Source organism: Enterococcus sp. RTP21361st1_A6_RTP21361_211029, from assembly GCF_040910045.1.
Classification (GTDB): Bacteria; Bacillota; Bacilli; order Lactobacillales; family Enterococcaceae; genus Enterococcus_D; species Enterococcus_D gallinarum.
Genome location: NZ_JBDGBK010000065.1, coordinates 1 through 17,549 on the forward strand (window position 1 = coordinate 1; position 17,549 = coordinate 17,549).

General features: G+C 40.0%; 17 protein-coding genes. 16 read left to right on the forward strand and 1 reads right to left on the reverse strand.

What is annotated here, in order from left to right:
- Positions 1 to 150 precede the first annotated feature (150 nt).
- The 4 genes from AB5Z52_RS11575 to AB5Z52_RS11590 are packed head-to-tail and all read left to right on the forward strand — an operon-like array spanning position 151 to position 4,296.
- Complete coding sequence (locus AB5Z52_RS11575) at positions 151 to 2,055, forward strand: ABC-F family ATP-binding cassette domain-containing protein (protein ID WP_368243362.1); 1,905 nt, start codon at positions 151 to 153, stop codon at positions 2,053 to 2,055.
- A gap of 14 nt (positions 2,056 to 2,069) precedes the next feature.
- Complete coding sequence (locus tag AB5Z52_RS11580; RefSeq protein WP_003126957.1) at positions 2,070 to 3,017, forward strand: thymidylate synthase; 948 nt, start codon at positions 2,070 to 2,072, stop codon at positions 3,015 to 3,017.
- A 28-nt stretch (positions 3,018 to 3,045) separates the two neighbouring features.
- Positions 3,046 to 3,798: a hypothetical protein gene (locus AB5Z52_RS11585; protein WP_005472260.1), complete on the forward strand. Its 753-nt coding sequence runs from the start codon at positions 3,046 to 3,048 to the stop codon at positions 3,796 to 3,798.
- 3 nt (positions 3,799 to 3,801) lie between these two features.
- Complete coding sequence (locus tag AB5Z52_RS11590) at positions 3,802 to 4,296, forward strand: dihydrofolate reductase (protein ID WP_005472261.1); 495 nt, start codon at positions 3,802 to 3,804, stop codon at positions 4,294 to 4,296.
- A gap of 63 nt (positions 4,297 to 4,359) precedes the next feature.
- Here the strand turns inward: AB5Z52_RS11590 and AB5Z52_RS11595 are convergent, their stop codons facing one another.
- Complete coding sequence (locus tag AB5Z52_RS11595; protein WP_288551742.1) at positions 4,360 to 5,013, reverse strand: hemolysin III family protein; 654 nt, start codon at positions 5,011 to 5,013, stop codon at positions 4,360 to 4,362.
- Positions 5,014 to 5,139: 126 nt separating this feature from the next.
- Between AB5Z52_RS11595 and AB5Z52_RS11600 the strand changes: the two genes are divergently transcribed.
- The 12 genes from AB5Z52_RS11600 to ylqF all read left to right on the forward strand — a co-directional run bounded on the left by AB5Z52_RS11600 (position 5,140) and on the right by ylqF (position 17,546).
- A complete protein-coding gene (locus tag AB5Z52_RS11600) occupies positions 5,140 to 5,982 on the forward strand; it encodes a DegV family protein (RefSeq protein ID WP_034704768.1) in 843 nt (280 codons plus the stop codon).
- 288 nt (positions 5,983 to 6,270) lie between these two features.
- Positions 6,271 to 6,432, forward strand: a complete 162-nt coding sequence (locus AB5Z52_RS11605; protein WP_195495440.1) for a hypothetical protein — start codon at positions 6,271 to 6,273, stop codon at positions 6,430 to 6,432.
- A 289-nt stretch (positions 6,433 to 6,721) separates the two neighbouring features.
- Positions 6,722 to 7,651, forward strand: a complete 930-nt coding sequence (locus AB5Z52_RS11610; protein ID WP_285603985.1) for an SGNH/GDSL hydrolase family protein — start codon at positions 6,722 to 6,724, stop codon at positions 7,649 to 7,651.
- Positions 7,651 to 8,289 (forward strand): YpmS family protein, encoded by a 639-nt coding sequence (locus tag AB5Z52_RS11615; RefSeq protein WP_029486963.1) that lies wholly within the window; start codon positions 7,651 to 7,653, stop codon positions 8,287 to 8,289. The genes AB5Z52_RS11610 and AB5Z52_RS11615 overlap by 1 nt, the downstream gene beginning before the upstream one ends.
- Positions 8,289 to 8,810 (forward strand): peptide-methionine (S)-S-oxide reductase MsrA, encoded by a 522-nt coding sequence (msrA, locus tag AB5Z52_RS11620; protein WP_003126966.1) that lies wholly within the window; start codon positions 8,289 to 8,291, stop codon positions 8,808 to 8,810. The genes AB5Z52_RS11615 and msrA overlap by 1 nt, the downstream gene beginning before the upstream one ends.
- Entirely contained in the window at positions 8,803 to 9,024 is a 222-nt protein-coding gene (locus AB5Z52_RS11625; protein WP_003126967.1) for a YozE family protein, read from the forward strand. The genes msrA and AB5Z52_RS11625 overlap by 8 nt, the downstream gene beginning before the upstream one ends.
- A gap of 74 nt (positions 9,025 to 9,098) precedes the next feature.
- Positions 9,099 to 10,520 carry a S41 family peptidase gene (locus tag AB5Z52_RS11630; RefSeq protein ID WP_368243360.1) on the forward strand — a complete coding sequence of 474 codons (1,422 nt, stop codon included), beginning with the start codon at positions 9,099 to 9,101 and terminating at the stop codon, positions 10,518 to 10,520.
- Positions 10,521 to 10,546: 26 nt separating this feature from the next.
- On the forward strand, positions 10,547 to 11,095 hold the full coding sequence (gene lepB / locus AB5Z52_RS11635; RefSeq protein ID WP_003126969.1) for a signal peptidase I: 549 nt from the start codon (positions 10,547 to 10,549) through the stop codon (positions 11,093 to 11,095).
- 442 nt (positions 11,096 to 11,537) lie between these two features.
- On the forward strand, positions 11,538 to 12,374 hold the full coding sequence (locus AB5Z52_RS11640; RefSeq protein ID WP_117474600.1) for a PRD domain-containing protein: 837 nt from the start codon (positions 11,538 to 11,540) through the stop codon (positions 12,372 to 12,374).
- Position 12,375: 1 nt separating this feature from the next.
- The gene (locus AB5Z52_RS11645) at positions 12,376 to 14,229 is read left to right on the forward strand and encodes a PTS beta-glucoside transporter subunit IIBCA (RefSeq protein WP_003126972.1); all 1,854 of its coding nucleotides are present in this window, start codon (positions 12,376 to 12,378) and stop codon (positions 14,227 to 14,229) included.
- 34 nt (positions 14,230 to 14,263) lie between these two features.
- Positions 14,264 to 15,709, forward strand: coding sequence for a family 1 glycosylhydrolase (locus AB5Z52_RS11650; RefSeq protein ID WP_041119067.1), 1,446 nt, complete (start codon positions 14,264 to 14,266; stop codon positions 15,707 to 15,709).
- A gap of 967 nt (positions 15,710 to 16,676) precedes the next feature.
- Positions 16,677 to 17,546: a ribosome biogenesis GTPase YlqF gene (ylqF, locus tag AB5Z52_RS11655; protein WP_005472279.1), complete on the forward strand. Its 870-nt coding sequence runs from the start codon at positions 16,677 to 16,679 to the stop codon at positions 17,544 to 17,546.
- The last annotated feature ends 3 nt before the right edge of the window (positions 17,547 to 17,549 follow it).

Genomic DNA, 17,549 nt, shown 5'->3' on the forward strand with positions numbered 1-17,549 from the left:
TTAATACCTAAAATAAAAATGGGGCTGAAGAATCAATTCTGATTCATCAGTCCCATAAATTATAGAGCCGTTTTTTTCTTTTTTCTTAAAGACCCTGTCATGCTTATGTGGTACAATGGGCGAAGAAAAATAGATCTCAGGAGGGATTCTGTGAAAGAATTAAAAGTAAGTGAGCTTACAAAAACTTACGGCGATAAAACATTATTTGATCAGCTTTCTTTTCTGATACATGAGAAAGACCGGATTGGCTTGATTGGTGTCAATGGGACAGGAAAATCAAGTTTACTGACGATCTTGGCTGGAATTGAAGCCGGAGATGGCGACCGTCCCTCTGTTTTTAAACCACAAGATTATCGAATCGGCTTTTTGGCGCAAGAAAGTCAATTAAAAGAAGAATTATCGGTTGTTGATGCGGTCTTCCAAGGAACAAGTCCATTAATCAAAACCGTTCGTGACTATGAGAAAGCTTTGATTCAGCTGGAACAAAATGGCTCAGATCCTACAGTGCAAGCTGCCTACAGCAGAGCAGAAGAAGCTATGAATAAAACAGATGCTTGGAATACGGATACAACGGCAAAAATCATTTTGCAGAAAATAGGGATTTCAGATTTAAAACAACCAGTCAATGAACTTTCAGGTGGGCAAAAAAAACGGGTGGGGTTAGCGCAAGTGTTGATCGATGAACCGGATTTACTATTGTTGGATGAGCCGACGAACCATCTTGACTATGAATCTATCCAATGGCTAGAAGGCTATTTGAAAAACTATCGTGGCGCACTGATGATGGTCACTCATGATCGCTATTTTCTTGACCGGGTAGCCAATCGCGTGTTTGAACTCTCTTTTGGTAAACTTTATGAATATCAAGGAAATTACGAGGACTATTTATTAGCCAGAGCAGAAAGAGAACGTATTGAAGAAACCCAAGAAGAAAAACGGCAACAGTTATATAAGCACGAGCTGGCATGGATTCGGACAGGCGCCAAAGCGAGAACGACTAAGCAACAAGCGCGAATTGATCGTTTCGACGATTTGAAAGAGAATATGAACCAAGTCAAGCGGAATGGAGAAGTGCAGATTGATGTTGCGACCTCACGTTTAGGTAAGCAAGTGCTGGAAATCAAAGAAGGTAGTTATGCAATTGAAGGCAAACCAATTCTATCTCAATTTGATTTATTGATTCAGTCGCGAGAACGTTTAGGCATTACTGGTGAGAATGGTGCAGGTAAATCAACCTTGCTGAATGTGTTGGCGGGACGTCTCTCATTAGATTCAGGAACACGGATTATTGGCTCAACCGTCAAATTAGCTTATTATACGCAAACCAATGAGACGATGGATCCGGAACAGCGGATGATTGCTTATTTACAAGAGGCAGCAGAAGAAGTAGAAAAAACAGATGGTGCCCATGTCAGTGTAGCGGAAATGCTGGAACAATTTTTGTTCCCCCGTTTCATGCACGGAACAAAGATCGGTAAATTATCTGGTGGTGAAAAACGCCGCCTATTCTTATTGAAATTATTGATTGGTCAACCAAATGTTCTATTGTTGGATGAGCCAACGAATGATTTGGATATTGATACATTAACTGTTTTGGAGAACTATCTTGAATCATTTCCTGGTGCCGTAATTACAGTTTCTCATGACCGTTACTTTTTAGATAAAGTTGCTGAAAAATTACTTATTTTTGAAGGCAACGCGCAAATTGTTCGCTTCTATGGTTCGATAAACGAATATTTACAAAAGACAGCAACGAAACAGGGCACAAAGAAAACTGCAGCCTCACAACCTGACAAAGGGCTACAAAGCAAATTTGTTTCCGAAAAGCCAGTCAAAAAGAAACTAAGCTACATGGAACAAAAAGAATGGGCAACGATCGAAGATGAGATTGCTCTGTTAGAAGAACGAGTCGACGCACTAACTGAAGCGATGAATCAGCAGGGGGATGACTTTACGAAATTACAGCAGCTCCAAGCAGAAGTTACAGAAACAGAACAATTGTTAGAAGAAAAAATGACACGCTGGGAATATTTAAGCGAGTTTTCAGACGACTAATAAGGAGGCCCATTATGGAACAAGCATATCTTGATTTAGGGAAAAAAATTTTAGAAACGGGAAATGTCAAAGGGGATCGCACAGGGACTGGAACCAAAAGTATTTTTGGTCATCAAATGCGATTTGACCTCTCTCAAGGATTTCCATTATTGACAACCAAGCGCGTACCTTTTGGTCTGATCAAAAGCGAGTTACTCTGGTTTCTTAAAGGAGATACCAATATTCGATTCTTACTGCAACACAAGAATCACATTTGGGATGAATGGGCTTTTGAGCGGTATATTAAAAGTGAGGACTATACAGGTCCTGATATGACTGATTTTGGCCGTCGCTCATTAATTGATGAAGAATTCAATGCCAGCTATCAAGAGGAATTGCAAAAATTTTGCGAACGTATTTTAAATGACGAAGCATTTGCAGAAAAATTTGGTGATCTAGGTCATGTTTATGGGTATCAATGGCGTCATTGGGAAACTACTAAAGGGGAATTTATTGATCAGATCAAAGAAGTGATTGAAATGATCAAAACAACGCCAGATTCTCGGCGCTTGATTGTTTCCGCATGGAATCCAGAAGATGTGCCGACGATGGCGCTGCCTCCTTGCCATACCATGTTTCAGTTTTATGTTCATGAAGGTCGACTAAGTTGTCAGCTTTATCAACGAAGTGCCGATGTTTTTTTGGGGGTGCCTTTCAATATTGCTAGTTATGCGTTATTGACTCACTTGATCGCTCACGAGACAGGACTCCAAGTCGGCGAATTTATCCATACTTTAGGGGATGCCCATCTGTATAGCAATCATATGGAACAAATGAAAGAGCAGCTTTCCCGAACAATTCGTTCTGCACCTACGTTGCACTTAAATCCTGAGAAACAATCGATTTTTGACTTTGAGATGGGAGATATCACGATTGAAGGCTACGATCCGCATCCCACGATCAAGGCACCGATCGCTGTCTAACTTATTACAGTTGGGAGTGAGAAGATAGATGACAAACGATTTACAGCGGGGAATCGTCGCAACGCTGCATATTACGTCAAAAGATACCATTTCATTATCAGATGTAGAAAAAACAATTAGGATCCTTCGTTCTTATTTTTCGCAAGTCATTTTAGCAGTTTCTGAAGTAACGAAACCTGAAATCAAGCGGTATTTATGGCAGCTGCCGCCCCAGATCTATCTCTTTGAATTGCCAGCAGTCGGTGCTGGTCCAGCACGTCGACAAGCTGTGGCACGCGCTGGAAAGACATTTCCGCAACTCGCTTCCTTTCAATTATGTGATTTTGATCGTTTGATCACTTGGTGTGAGGAATACCCAGATGAACTGTCAGCTTTGAGCTGTCAGCCATTTCCTACGAACACTTTCTGTATATTAGGACGTACAAAGAAAGCCTTCCTAAGCCATCCAACTGCTTGGCAGCGGACAGAAAAGCTGGTCAATGAAATTGCAGCGGAAGTTTTTCATATCAAGGGTCTTGATATTACCGCCGGCAGTGTCTTGTTTTCTGCGGAATTGATTCCTTTACTAGTATCCGCAGATTCTTCAAGATGGACGGATGGCGAATGGCCAACCAAAGTGAAGCATCATGGAGGGCATATTTTTTATCAAGCGTGCGAAGGCTTGTGTTATAAAGAAAGAAATACCGATCATCTGCAAGCACAGCCTGCTTATCAATTAATGAGAAGGCTGCAGATTGCAGCGGCTATTGCAGATTCACTTTATCTAGAAAGGGAGTTTTGAAACATGTTGATTGCACTTTGGGCACAAGACAAAAATGGTTTGATTGGAGAAAACGGCACATTGCCATGGCATTTGCCAAACGATCTGAAATTCTTCAAAGAACAAACTACTGGAAATTCGCTCATTATGGGGCGAAAAACGTTTGAGGGCATGAAGAAAAAAGCATTGCCAAATCGAACAACAATCGTTTTGACCAGTGACACAGCATATGAAGCAGAAGGCGTATTAGTTATGCATGATCGACAAGAAGTCTTGGATTATACTGCACATCAAGATCATCCTGTGTTTCTAACTGGGGGTTCTGGAGTTTTCGAATCGATGATCGAAGATTGCGATCAGTTGTATCGAACAGTGATCGACGAGACATTTACCGGAGATGTCTACTTTCCTGAGATCGATTGGTCAAACTGGCATTTGGATAAAGTCATAGAAGGCGTAGTGGATGAAAAGAACATCTATCCGCACCGGTTTGAGTTTTATAGTAAGCAGAAAAAATAAATAAGGCAGCTGTTACAACATATGGTTGTAGCAGCTGCCTTATTTAAGTAAAAGTGGGTTGGATCATGTAAACCAAAGAACGGAAAAATACATTAGCCCAGCTCCGAGCATAACAAACAAATGCCAAACCACATGCATGAAGCGTACGGATTTGATACTGTAGAATAATGCGCCGACGGTATAAGAGACACCACCGCTTGCTAACAGAAAGGTACCCCGAAAACCCAGTGAAGCAATCAATGGTTTAAATGCAATCACGCAGAGCCAGCCCATATTAATATAAATTAGTGTGGATATTTTTGAAACCGTCTCTTTTTTATGCAGTGTGAGTGACTTATAAACGATCCCGCTGATGGCTAACAACCAAATCAAAATGAAAAGTGTCCAGCCCAACCAACCTTGAATACTCAGCAAGCAAAACGGCGTATAACTGCCTGCGATCAATAAAAAAATCGAGGCGTGATCAAAGACTTGGAAAACTTTTTTTGCTCGTGTGAACATCAAACTATGGAAGAGCGTAGAGAATAAGAATAACAAAATCATCATAGAGCCATAAATCGCATAGGAAATGATGTGAATAGGGGAATCTAATCGAGCCCCTTTAATCAAAAGAATAACGAGTCCAGCTATACTTAATCCAAATCCGATACCATGGGTCACCGCATTGAGTACCTCATTCAGAATCAAGTAGCGTCGTGTAAATTTCATATGATCCATCAAGCACCTTCCCTTCGAATTTAAATAAGATGAAAAAATTTTTTCTCTCTGTTATACTGATTATAAATGGTCTATGGTTATTTTACCACGAAAAGAGACTTGATTTAAAGAGAGAGTGAATGTATGATGGCAAAGCTTAAAGTTGTAACGGATTCCTCCTGTACGATGGAGCCAACCGTTCGAGACCAATTGAATATCCATGTAGTTCCGTTATCTGTAATGATCGATGGGATGGTTTATCCGGATGATGATTCATTGCCCGGAGAACGATTCATGCAAATGATGGCACAAGCAAAAGAACTTCCAAAAACGAGCCAACCACCGATTGGCCATTTTGTGGAACTGTTCGATGAATTAGGAAAAGATGGTAGTGACGTTTTATCGATACATATGACGAAGGGTCTGAGTGGAACTGTCGAAGCTGCCAGACAAGCAAGTAATTTGTCGAAAGCAAATGTGACAGTGATCGATAGTGATACGACAGATCAAGCATTGTCGTTCCAAGTGATTCGGGCAGCTCAATTAGCACAAGAAGGTAAGACATTAGCTGAAGTTTTGCCGGAAGTTGACAAAGTTCGAGAAAATACCAAATTATTTATTGGTGTCTCTACATTAGAAAATCTGGTAAAAGGCGGTCGAATCAGTCGTGCCAAAGGGTTATTATCCAGTTTATTAAATATGAAAGTGATTATGGATTTCGACCATTCAGAATTGATTCCAATCGTAAAAGGACGCGGTGTAAAAACATTTAATAAGTGGTTTGAAGAATTGAAAGACGAATTGAAACGCATGCCGAATGTGAAACAAATAGGGATCTCTCATGCAGAGGGGTTAGAGATCACAGAACAATTCAAAAAAGAATTGCAACAACTCTTCCCAGAAATGAATATTCCACTACTTCATACCACCCCAATCATCGCTACCCATACCGGCAAAGGCGCATTCGCCATTACGTATTACACCGAATAATTTTAATGACAGTATCCAAGCGATTCGTAAACACGAATCGCTTTTTGCTGCGAATCACAATGATTGGCTTGCGAAGCAAGACAGAATTGATGATGAGCAGTACTAGGCGAGCTGAGCGAGCGTAGTAACCTTGAAAAGAATCACAAAGACTGGCACACGAAGAGTGACAGAGCAGATGGTGAGCAACGGCGAGCCAAACGAGCACGATCTTGAAAAGAATCACAAAGACTTGCACACGAAGAGTGACAGAGCAGATGATGAGCAACGGCGAGCCGAGCGAGCGCGACCTTGAAAAGAATCACAATGATTGGCTTGCGAAGCAAGACAGAATTGATGGTGAGCAACGGCGAGCCAAACGAGCGTGACCTTGAAAAGAATCACAAAGACTGGCACACGAAGAGTGACAGAGCAGATGATGAGCAACGGCGAGCCAAGCGAGCGCGACCTTGAAAAGAATCATTATGGTTGTCACTCGATAAATGACTTTTACATTCTTTTTAATGTAAGTTTAGAAGCAACTGCAGACGAAACAATGAGTACAATGAGTAGACGAGCAGTTGATGAAGCGGGACTCGAATCAAGCAGATGGGTAGAAATTGCTTCATACTTCGCTGCTCTTCGTTGATTGAGTTTCTCGTCAATCAAAACATTTCGACTATGAATTTAATGAGAATTTTGATAAAATAGCTTAGATTATAGGTTAGGAGATTGAAGATCCGTGAAGTGGAAAAAAGTAGCAATTTATCTTTCAGTTGTATTGATCGTAGCTTTAGGTACTGGAATGCTCGGTCATTTTTTGATTCCAAAAGCGCAACCATTGCTCACACCAGTTGCGAGAACGGCAGAAGAGGGAAAGACCAAAAATGTGATCAATTACATGGCCTTAGGCGATTCGCTGACTGAAGGAGTCGGTGATGAGACGCAACAAGGAGGATTTGTGCCCATCGTTGCAGCCGATTTGCAAGATCGGTATCATTTAGCAAATGTTGTGACGACGAACTATGGAATTGCTGGAGAGCGCAGCGATCAAATCCTGAAACGAGTGAACAAAGACAAAGAATTGCGCAGTGATCTAAAGAAGGCTGACTTGATTACATTGACCGTCGGCGGGAATGATGTATTAAAAGTGATTCAAACTAATTTTTTTGGTTTGAGTGTCGATTCTTTTACCAAACCAATGGCCGACTATCAAGAACGATTAGTAGAGATGTTTGAGCAGATTCGTCAACTGAATGAAACAGCACCCATTTATGTGTTAGGGATATATAATCCTTTTTATTTAAATTTTCCAGAAATTACTGATATGCAAACGATTATTGATAATTGGAACAAAGCAACAGAAACATTTGTCAAAAAACAGCACAATGCTTATTTTATCCCAATCAATGATTTGCTGTACCAGGGGCTAAGTGACGAAGTAGGGATCGCAGATACGGATTCTTCTGAAGCAGGCGCTTCAGGATCAGCAGAAACTTCGGATACCACAACTTCCACCACCAATGGTATGACCGGTACTTCAGAAACTGGGGGAACAAAAGTGACCAACAATGTACTGTATGATGGGGATCGTTTCCATCCAAACAATCTAGGGTATCAGCTAATGGCGAATGCTGTTCGTGATGAATTAATCAAAACCCAAAATGTTTGGCTGATGAAGGAGGAAAAATAATGAAACAAGAAACTAATGATGTGGATAAAAAAAGTCCAATCAAAAAAATGAATTACTGGAAAATTGCTTTTCTAGTTTTAGTAGGCATTCTGCTGGGAACAACTGTCTTTTTTGCTTCACGGGTGTTTCAACAACGTGAATCTGGGATCTCAGAAAGTGCAGAACTAGTCAAACGAGACGGTAATCCTGTTTTGACCATCAACAGTAATAAGAGTCAAGTCAATCAATTGATCGATTTCTATTTAACTGATTTTCAGAAAGATCAAGAAGTAAAATACAATTTCGAGTTGAGAAATGAGGCACTACTGACAGGTCAATTTACAGTGCTGAACTTTCCAATCACATTTTACTTATACTTTGATCCTTATGTCACCGAAGAAGGCAATGTTCAGTTAAAAGCCAAAAGTTTATCAATTGGTACTTTAGATCTGCCGACCAGTGAAGTGTTAAAAATGATCAAGCGCAGTTTCAAGTTTCCAGAGTGGATCGAGGTCAATGCGGATGAACAAATTATTTTGATCCGCTTGGATCAATTCCGCATGCAAAACGGCTTGTTTATCAAAGCGAATAAAATCAATCTAGTAGATGATGAGATCCAAATGAGTCTCTATCTGCCAGCAGAAACGGAGGACAAATAATGGAACGAGCAATTTTTGCGGGAGGGTGTTTCTGGTGTATGATTCAGCCTTTTGATGAGCTAGAAGGAGTACAGTCCATCTTTTCGGGGTATACGGCTGGACACACGGTTGACCCGACCTACGAGGAAGTAAAAAGTCATAAAACCGGTCATACGGAGGCTGTTGAGATCATTTTTGATCCAGAAAAAATCAGTTTTGAGGAATTATTGACTATTTATTGGCAACAGACGGATCCCACGGATGCTTTTGGGCAGTTTGAAGATCGAGGAGACAATTACCGACCAGTCATCTTCTATTTCAATGAGGAACAAAAACAAAAAGCAGAAGCAAGTAAAGCCGCTTTGCAAGCATCGGGTCGCTTTAATGCCCCAATCGTAACGAGTATCGAACCTGCACAACCTTTTTATTTGGCAGAAGAAGAGCATCAAGAATACTACAAAAAGCATCCTGAAAATTTTGCTCGCAATCATGCGAGACGAGCAGCTTTTCTTGAGGATCACTGGGAGAATACGCATGCGTAAAAGTTTTTATACTTATTTAATGGCCATCAAAGGGCCTAGTCATACTGATGAGGCACAGATCTTTGCGACACATGCAAGTCATGATATTCAATTCCCAAAACATACCGACGATTATGATGAAGTTTCTTCTTATTTAGAATTGAACGTCGATTATTTGCCTTCTATGGATATTTTTGATCGTATTTGGGAACAGTATGTGGAGGACAATAAATAAGAGAGAGTGGAGTGGAAACTTTCTCTCTTTTTACACTAGAGGCTAAAAATTAATGGACAGAAAGGTGTCTTTCTATGAAAAATGTTTCTTTTCACCGTTATGTGATCTCACTGATTTGTGTCGCGATCCTCTCGGGAGGCGGTGTCTACATTTGGCAAAAAAGTACGGCTGCAACACAATCCCCACAGAATCAGCCCACAGTGGCGACATCAAATGAACTGGAAAAAGTTCAAACGCTTTTTGACCAAATTCGTGCCAATTATTACCAAGAAGTAGATGAGGATGTCTTGGTCGAAGGGGCATTAAAAGGAATGACCGATGCATTAGGTGATCCTTATACAACGTATCTTAGTGAATCAGCAGCCAATGAATTGGATCAGTCTTTATCAAGCAGTTTTGAAGGAATTGGCGCCACCCTTACCCTTGTCAACGACTATCCAGAAGTGGCACAAGCCCCTATCAAGAACTCCCCAGCTGAGAAAAACGGTTTGCGTCTAAACGATCGTATTTTGAAAGTGGATGGGAAAGAAACGAAAGGCCTGTCATTAACAGAGGTCGTAAACAACATTCGTGGCAAAAAAGGGACCACAGTCAAGTTGACGATCCAACGGGAAAAAGAGACCTTTGACGTATCGATTACACGAGATACGATTCCAGTGGATACTGTTCATACAGACCTTGATAGTGAGAAAAAAATCGGGAAAATCGAAATTACGACTTTTGGTGAAAGTACTGCCTCCGAATTAAAAGAAGGAATTGAGTCACTGAGAAAGAAAGGAGCAAAATCATTTATTCTGGATGTCCGGCAAAATCCTGGTGGACTTTTAGATCAAGTACAGATCATGGCTAGCATGTTTTTAGAAGATGGAAAAACGATCGTTAAGTTTGCAGATGATAGTGGTGTCATAAGTGAAACGAAGGCAAGTGCTGCTCTTGATGAAGGATTCAAAGTCACAGAACCGGTTGTCGTCTTGGTTGATGGCGGCAGTGCATCGGCCGCAGAAATTTTTGCAGCTGCGTTGCAAGAATCCGCAGATATACCAGTTGTTGGTACAGAAACCTTTGGTAAAGGAACTGTACAAAATGTAAAAGAATTAGGAAACAATAGTGAGTTAAAGATGACGGTCATGAAGTGGCTGACGCCAAATGAAGAATGGGTCAATGAGCAAGGTGTAATGCCAGATCATCAAGCAGATTTTCCTGAGTATGCCTATTTAGCTCCATTACCAAGAGACAAAGAATTGAAAGAAGGGCAAAGCTCAGAAGCAGTTGATCGGTTGAATCAGTTTCTTTCTGCACTAGGTTATCGGACCACCGGAGATACATTTGACCAAACCACCGTATCAGCCGTTCAAGCCGTTCAGCAAAAAGCTGAGCTGGAAGTGACAGGGAAAGTGAATGCAGAAACAGCACAAGCAATTGAGAAAGCTGTGACGGATCAATTAAAACAAGAAGATCATGCTTATTTGAAAGCTGTCGAGTTATTATCAAAGTAGTAACAAAGTAAAAGAGGAGGGACATCATGCAGCGAAGAAAAATCTGGATCGATCGCTTTTGGTTCATCATTAAATACGCGATTATTGCATTGGCCTCTGCATTCCTGATTCGTGCATTCTTGCTGATCCCTGTACCGGTGGGCGGAAATTCAATGGAAGGTACCTTAAGACAGGGTGATATGGTTTTGATCGAGAAAATCTCACCCATCAAGCGATTTGATGTCGTCGTTTTTCAAATGCCGGATGGTTCCACCTATATTAAGCGAGTGATTGGATTGCCTGGTGAATCCATTCGTTACGAAAATGATCAACTATATGTTAATGATCAGCCGGTAGATGAGAATTTCCTAGTGAAAAATCGAAAGAATGATCACGAAAATGTCTCTTATACGAATGACTTTGATCTACAGTCATTGTTGGGCGTTGAAAAGCTGGGGAAAGACAGCTATTTCGTGATAGGTGACAATCGTCGTGCCTCTAAAGACAGCCGATCATTTGGTGCCATTTCTGGAGATGCGATTTTAGGAAATGCTCGTTTTGTTTATTACCCACTAACCCATATGCGCTTTATATAATGAAAAACAAAAACATCATTTATTCATATTTTTGCGTAGGTATCGCTACTTTCAAAAAATATGAGTAGATGATGTTTTTAATAGCAGCTAGTATTTTTCTGCAGAAATCAATGTTGTTGGATCCTTTGCTTGATAATAAAATGCTGTTCTTGTGTCATGTTCTTTACATAATTATTTAACACTTACTTTGTTGTTTTTCGTTATTCTATTGAAACGAACAAGCAAGAAATAATTTTATAAGTAAGCGTTGACAGTGCCATTTTAAGCTGATATACTTTGGCTGTAAGTTAGAAAAAGGAACGAGAAATAGCGCCGCAGCTGTTTCTTGAGTTATGTTACTGAGACGATCAGGCAGAACTCAGAATATATATCAAGTACACTTTCTTTTGTAAAGTTTATTTGATATTTATTCTGAGTTCTTTTTTCTGGAAAGGAGAAACGAATGAAAGTTAAAAAGATTATCAATAATAATGTTGCCTTAGTGGATAGAGGAGGGCATGAGTCGATCATCTACTTAACAGGAGTCGCATTCAAGAAAAAAGTTGGCCAACATATTTCTGACTCTGAAGTAGAAAAGACCTTTGTCTTAGATAGCCAAGATCGATTAGAGCATTTTAGCTACCTCTTATCTCGCGCCGATGATCAATTGATCCTGCTTGTAAAAGAGCTCGTACAATATGGAGAAAAAGAAATCGGCAAAAGTGCCAATGATTATCTTTATTTAGCTTTGTTAGATCATTTATCCTTTGCATTGAAACGGGCAAAAAAAGATCAATATTTGAGGAGTCCATTGACTTGGGAGGTAAAAAAATTCTATCCCAGTTATTACAAAATTGGGTTAGAAGCCTTGGAAAGGATCAATCAAACCTTTCAAGTCGATTTTCCTGAAGATGAAGCCGTTGCCATTGCCTTACATTTTGTTAACTTGCAGGAAACGAAAGCAAAGTTTGATGAACAATTAGCTGATATGGAAACGTTGCGGGATATGCTGAATATTATCAAATATCATTTTACGATTACTTTAGATGAAAACAGCATGAATTATATGCGTCTTGTGACCCATCTCCAGTATTTCATCGAACGATTGCGGAACAACCAGACCTATTCCGACAATGAGTCTCAACTTTATAAACAAGTGAAAGCAATGTATCCGGAAGCATTTGCCGCGGTTGAAAAAATTGAGATCTATGTCAAAGGAAAGTTCAACAGTTACCTGACACAAGAAGAGTACACCTACTTAATGATCCACATCAATCGTGTAACAGAAAGAGGAGAATGACATGAATCAATACCATGATTTCAACGAGCAAATCATCAAATTAGTTGGCGGAAAAGCCAATATTCAAGCTGTTGTGCACTGCATGACTCGTCTTCGTTTTACTTTAAAAGATCGCTCAAAAGCAGATACAAAAAAATTGCAAGAGCTGGAAGGGGTTATTGATGTGGTAAGCAATAATGTTGCTTATCAAATTATCGTAGGAACCCATGTAAACGATGTTTACAAAGATTTAATTGACCAACTGGGAATGTCAGGAGACGAAGCAGACCAGTCAAAAACGAAGAAAAATCCGATCAAGGCGATGCTAGATGTGATTTCGGAATCAATGAATCCCATTTTAGAACCAATCATCTGTGCAGGTTTATTAGCCGCATTTCTTTCAATTATTTCATTAACCGGTTTGATTTCGACAGATAGCTCAACGTATCAAATTTTTGATGCATTACGGTCGGCTGTTTTTTATTTCTTACCTATTTTAATGGCGATGAGCTGTGCCAAACGATTAGGCGCCAGCCCTTATCTAGCAGTGGCTTTAGCAGCAACCATTTTATCTGAACCGATCAACAATGTTTCAGGATTGAGTTTATTTGGTATTGGGTTACCACAGATCACTTATTCAAATAGCTTTATCCCGATTTTATTAGCAGTATGGTTCATGGGCTATGTAACAAAGTTTGCCAAAAAAGTCATTCCTAAAAGTTTGCAGTACTTTATGTCTCCTTTAGTGATCATGCTGATTACTTTGCCAGCCACACTCCTGGTTTTTGGTCCATTAGGGTTTTATATTGGGGAAGGCATCATTGGCTTCTTCAATCTATTGATGGACACGATAGGTAGCTGGTTTGTGATGATGCTCTATTCTGCATTACAGCCATTCATCATTATGTTAGGCGCCGGCAATTTCATTATGCCTGTTGTGGCTTCATTGATTGCAGCAAATGGATATGATCCAGCGTTTATCTCATCATGTACAATCTCTGACATCGCTGTCGGCGGAGCAATGCTTGGATACTTCTTGCGTGCTCGCAACTTGAAACAAAAACAACTATTTGGGACCGTGACTTTATCCGCCATTTTAGGAGTTACCGAACCAGCCATCTATGGTGTATTCGTTAAATTCCGTCGTCCGTTTATTGCTGTGATGATCGGTGGAGGTTTAGGGGGACTGTTCGCCGGTTTAACAGGTGTCAAAGCTTATTCAATTGCTTGGGGATTATTTGGATTACCTGCCTATATTGGCGAAGGCGACTTCATGAATCTTTGGTTAATGGTGGCAGCGGTTGCGATCAGTTTTATTGGTGCGACTATCGCAGCCTATATGTTAGGGATTCCAGTAGAAAGTGATGAAGTACCGGCGGTTAAAGAGAAAGAACAACCTGTATCTTCTGAAATGATTCGTTCTACTGCTTTAAAAAGTGTAGTGGAAGGAGAAGTGGTTCCTCTCAATGAAATCAATGACCAAGCTTTTTCAACTGGTGCTTTAGGGAAAGGAATCGGTATCAAACCTATAAGTCATGTGATTCATTCGCCAATCGATGGGGAAGTGCTAACAGTCTTTCCTACCAAACACGCGATTGGTCTTCGCAGTGACCAAGGCGTTGAGGTCTTGATCCATATTGGTATCGACACTGTTTCGTTAGAAGGCAAGTATTTTACGATGAATGTGAAGCAAGGTGATCGTGTGAGGACAGGACAACCAATCGGTGAAGTAGATTTTGAAAAAGTTCGTGAAGCCGGGTATGATCCAACGACTATTGTGGTCATTACGAATACGAATGATTTTCTTGATGTGATCCCAACATCCAATAACCAGTTGGTAAAGTCGGATGATTTACTAAATATTGTCTTGCAATAGAAACCGTAATAAAGAAGATAGAAAAGGTGAGCAGATGAAGTTAAGAAATGATTTTTTATGGGGCGGCAGCATTGCCGCTCATCAATGTGAAGGTGCTTGGCAGGAAGATGGCAAAGGCCCAGCTATTATGGACTATGTCACAGTAGGCAGCTATGAACAGCCTCGTGAGATCGATAAAGAACTTCTTGCTAACAAGGTTTATCCTTCTCATACAGGCATCGATTTTTATCATCGTTATCAAGAAGATATTGCTTTGTTTGCGGAAATGGGATTCAAGGCATTACGGATTTCTATCGATTGGTCAAGAATTTATCCTAAAGGGGACGAAGCAGAACCAAATCAAGCCGGTATCGATTTTTATCATCGAGTCGTTGACACGCTATTAAAACATGGTATCGAACCGATCATTACGCTCTATCACTTCGAAATGCCGATTCATCTAGTGACAGAATATGGTTCATGGACAAATCGCAAAGTCGTTGATTTCTATTTGCGCTTTTGTCACACGATGTTTGAAGCATTCAAAGGAAAAGTCAGATACTGGGCCACTTTTAATGAGATGAACCATATCGATTCTCAAAGTGAGGCTAGTGATATCTTTACCTATATCATTGCCGGATTAAAGTACTCTGAAATCGATGCTAAGGCCCAGACATTAGCCATGATTGGCTACAATATGACGCTTGCAAGTTGTGCTGCTGTCAAAATGGGACATGAAATTGATGAAAACTTCCAAATTGGCTGTGTTTTTGGTATCGAGCCAGTCTATCCAGCAAATTGTGATCCCGTCAATGTTCTAAATGCCTATAAACAAATGGATCGTGACTTCTATCAGATCGATGCAATGTGCAATGGTCTGTTTCCCCAATACAAACTGGAAGAATATGCAGATCAAGGCATAAAAATCGTGATCTCTGAGTCAGATAAAAAAGTGTTTGCTGAGGGCAAAATTGATTTTATTGGCATGAATTACTATGCGTCTTCTGTCGCAGAATATGAAGGTGCATCGGAAGGAAAAAGTGCTTTATTTGGCGGTCTGCAAAATCCTTATTTGGAAAGCAGTAAGTGGGGATGGACGATTGATCCGATTGGCATGCGGTATTTGTTAAATTACACTTATCGAAAATACGGATTACCAATCATGATTACTGAAAACGGACTAGGTGCAGTGGATGAAATCGCAGAAGATGGGCATGTTCACGATGCGTATCGCATTGATTACTTGCACAGACATGTCGAGCAATTGTTGCTGTCAGTTGAAGAGGATCAGGTAGACTGTATCGGTTATCTAACGTGGGCGCCGATCGATTTAGTCAGTGCTACGACAGGTGAGATGAAAAAACGCTATGGATTTATCTATGTCGACAAACAAGATGATGGAACAGGGTCCTATATGCGTAAGAAAAAAGATTCCTTTGAGTGGTATCGGCAAGTCATTAACTCCAACGGTGAGAGTATCAAAAGGGAGAATCATGAGTAAAAATTAGTTTTCTATTCATTTCATTTGTATTTTTTTTCATCAAAACTTGTATCGATACGCACTTTAATAAGAAATGATGGCGATCTAGAAAGAAGTAAATTCTTTCTAGATTTTTTTGTTTTCATTGTTTTCATAAATCAGTATGAGCGATGGGAACCTCTTGGTTTCAAAAAGGTTTGATCTTTTCGATTTTGTTGATCTTAGTACTTAGCTACGATACATAGCTGCATTTCGTTTTATTTCTATTACTTATATATTCAAACGAGGTAGCCGCTTGCTTGAGCAATGTGAAAAAAATGTTCTAGAAATAACGATAAAATTTTTTACAGTGTTGTAATTCTGTCAGACTTTTGGCATTTTTTCTTCAAAATTGATAAGATGATTTGAGTAAAAGACGTAAAATGAAGTATAATTTTAACTAGGCTGAAAATTGGTCTTTTTCTCAAAAAAAGTTGGCTTCCTACATCCTGACACTCAGCTAGCTACTTTTAGCTACTTTTTCCTAATTTTAGCTACTTTTTCCTAATTTTAGCTACTTTCACAAGCCAGCAAGTTCTCTTGGACTGACACTGAGTGACAGAATGAATTGAGCCGTGGACCAACTCCCCTCATGGTATTTTTAATTTAGTCTGCCAAGTGATTCTAGTGAATGAATTAACAAGGAAAGGCTGTGGAATCAGCCAAATAATGGCATATAACAGAATAGTCAGCGTAGTTGGGCAGTTTTTGGCCATTTTTTGGAAATTTGCTGGACTGTAAGAGCAGGTTGAATGAGCAAATCACCACTACAATACGCGTCTCATAGGTATAGTTGCAGGTGATTGGCAGGTAGTATTTCCAATTAAACCAATTCGTGTTAAAATGCGTAGGATACTCGGCAATCAGGAAATTTTCTCGATTCGTCCGATACTTTTAAGAGAAAGCCAAAACAATGTCTGAAAAAGACTGGTATGAAAGGAAATTAATTATGAGTACCATTCAATGGTTTCCAGGCCACATGGCCAAAGCAAAACGTGAAGTAAGCGAAAAACTAAAATTTGTCGACATCGTGTTTGAACTTGTAGATGCTCGTCTCCCCGTTTCTTCAAGAAACCCCATGCTGGATCAAATTTTACAACAAAAGCCACGCTTGATCTTGATCAATAAAGCAGACTTGGCTGACCCTCAGCAAACAAAACTCTGGGAAGGCTATTTTAGAAAACAAGGTTTCTTAGCCATGGCGATCAATGCTCAGGATAGTCAAGGAATCAAAATGATCGTTCCTAAAGCAAAGGAAGTTCTGCAAGAAAAAATTGCTCGTGACAAAGCTCGTGGGCTCAAACCACGTCCGATAAGAGCAATGGTCATTGGGATTCCTAATGTAGGAAAATCAACATTGATGAATCGCTTAGTCGGCAAAAAAATTGCTCAGACTGGGAATAAACCAGGTGTTACCAAAGGACAACAATGGTTGCGTTTTGGTACAGAATTGGAATTGCTGGATACACCAGGAATTCTCTGGCCTAAATTTGAAGATCCTGAGATTGGCAAAAAATTAGCTTTGACTGGCGCTATCAAAGATCAACTCATCCATTTAGATGATATTGCTCTGTTTGGGTTAGACTTTTTTGCTCGCTACTATGAAGGAAGAATTGCTCAGCGTTATTCACTTTCTGCGGTAGAAGAACAATGTCTAGCACCAGAACTATTGATGAAGATCACTGAAAAACGTGGCTACAAAGACAATTATGATCGCGGTAGTGAATTAGTCGTTTTTGATATTCGACAAGGGAAGCTGGGAAGGTACACATTAGATCGTTACGAGGAGTTAGGTGAAAAAGATGAAAGAGCCGATTAAAAC

What these genes read in the sequence shown, in the direction of transcription:
- AB5Z52_RS11630 (WP_368243360.1), top strand. Translation starts at nt 9,099, where the DNA reads ATGAAAAATGTTTCTTTTCACCGTTATGTGATCTCACTGATTTGTGTC.
- AB5Z52_RS11625 (WP_003126967.1), top strand. Translation starts at nt 8,803, where the DNA reads ATGCGTAAAAGTTTTTATACTTATTTAATGGCCATCAAAGGGCCTAGT.
- AB5Z52_RS11595 (WP_288551742.1), bottom strand. Translation starts at nt 5,013, where the DNA reads ATGGATCATATGAAATTTACACGACGCTACTTGATTCTGAATGAGGTA.
- AB5Z52_RS11580 (WP_003126957.1), top strand. Translation starts at nt 2,070, where the DNA reads ATGGAACAAGCATATCTTGATTTAGGGAAAAAAATTTTAGAAACGGGA.
- AB5Z52_RS11645 (WP_003126972.1), top strand. Translation starts at nt 12,376, where the DNA reads ATGAATCAATACCATGATTTCAACGAGCAAATCATCAAATTAGTTGGC.
- lepB (WP_003126969.1), top strand. Translation starts at nt 10,547, where the DNA reads ATGCAGCGAAGAAAAATCTGGATCGATCGCTTTTGGTTCATCATTAAA.
- AB5Z52_RS11640 (WP_117474600.1), top strand. Translation starts at nt 11,538, where the DNA reads ATGAAAGTTAAAAAGATTATCAATAATAATGTTGCCTTAGTGGATAGA.
- AB5Z52_RS11615 (WP_029486963.1), top strand. Translation starts at nt 7,651, where the DNA reads ATGAAACAAGAAACTAATGATGTGGATAAAAAAAGTCCAATCAAAAAA.
- AB5Z52_RS11650 (WP_041119067.1), top strand. Translation starts at nt 14,264, where the DNA reads ATGAAGTTAAGAAATGATTTTTTATGGGGCGGCAGCATTGCCGCTCAT.
- AB5Z52_RS11590 (WP_005472261.1), top strand. Translation starts at nt 3,802, where the DNA reads ATGTTGATTGCACTTTGGGCACAAGACAAAAATGGTTTGATTGGAGAA.
- ylqF (WP_005472279.1), top strand. Translation starts at nt 16,677, where the DNA reads ATGAGTACCATTCAATGGTTTCCAGGCCACATGGCCAAAGCAAAACGT.
- msrA (WP_003126966.1), top strand. Translation starts at nt 8,289, where the DNA reads ATGGAACGAGCAATTTTTGCGGGAGGGTGTTTCTGGTGTATGATTCAG.
- AB5Z52_RS11600 (WP_034704768.1), top strand. Translation starts at nt 5,140, where the DNA reads ATGGCAAAGCTTAAAGTTGTAACGGATTCCTCCTGTACGATGGAGCCA.
- AB5Z52_RS11585 (WP_005472260.1), top strand. Translation starts at nt 3,046, where the DNA reads ATGACAAACGATTTACAGCGGGGAATCGTCGCAACGCTGCATATTACG.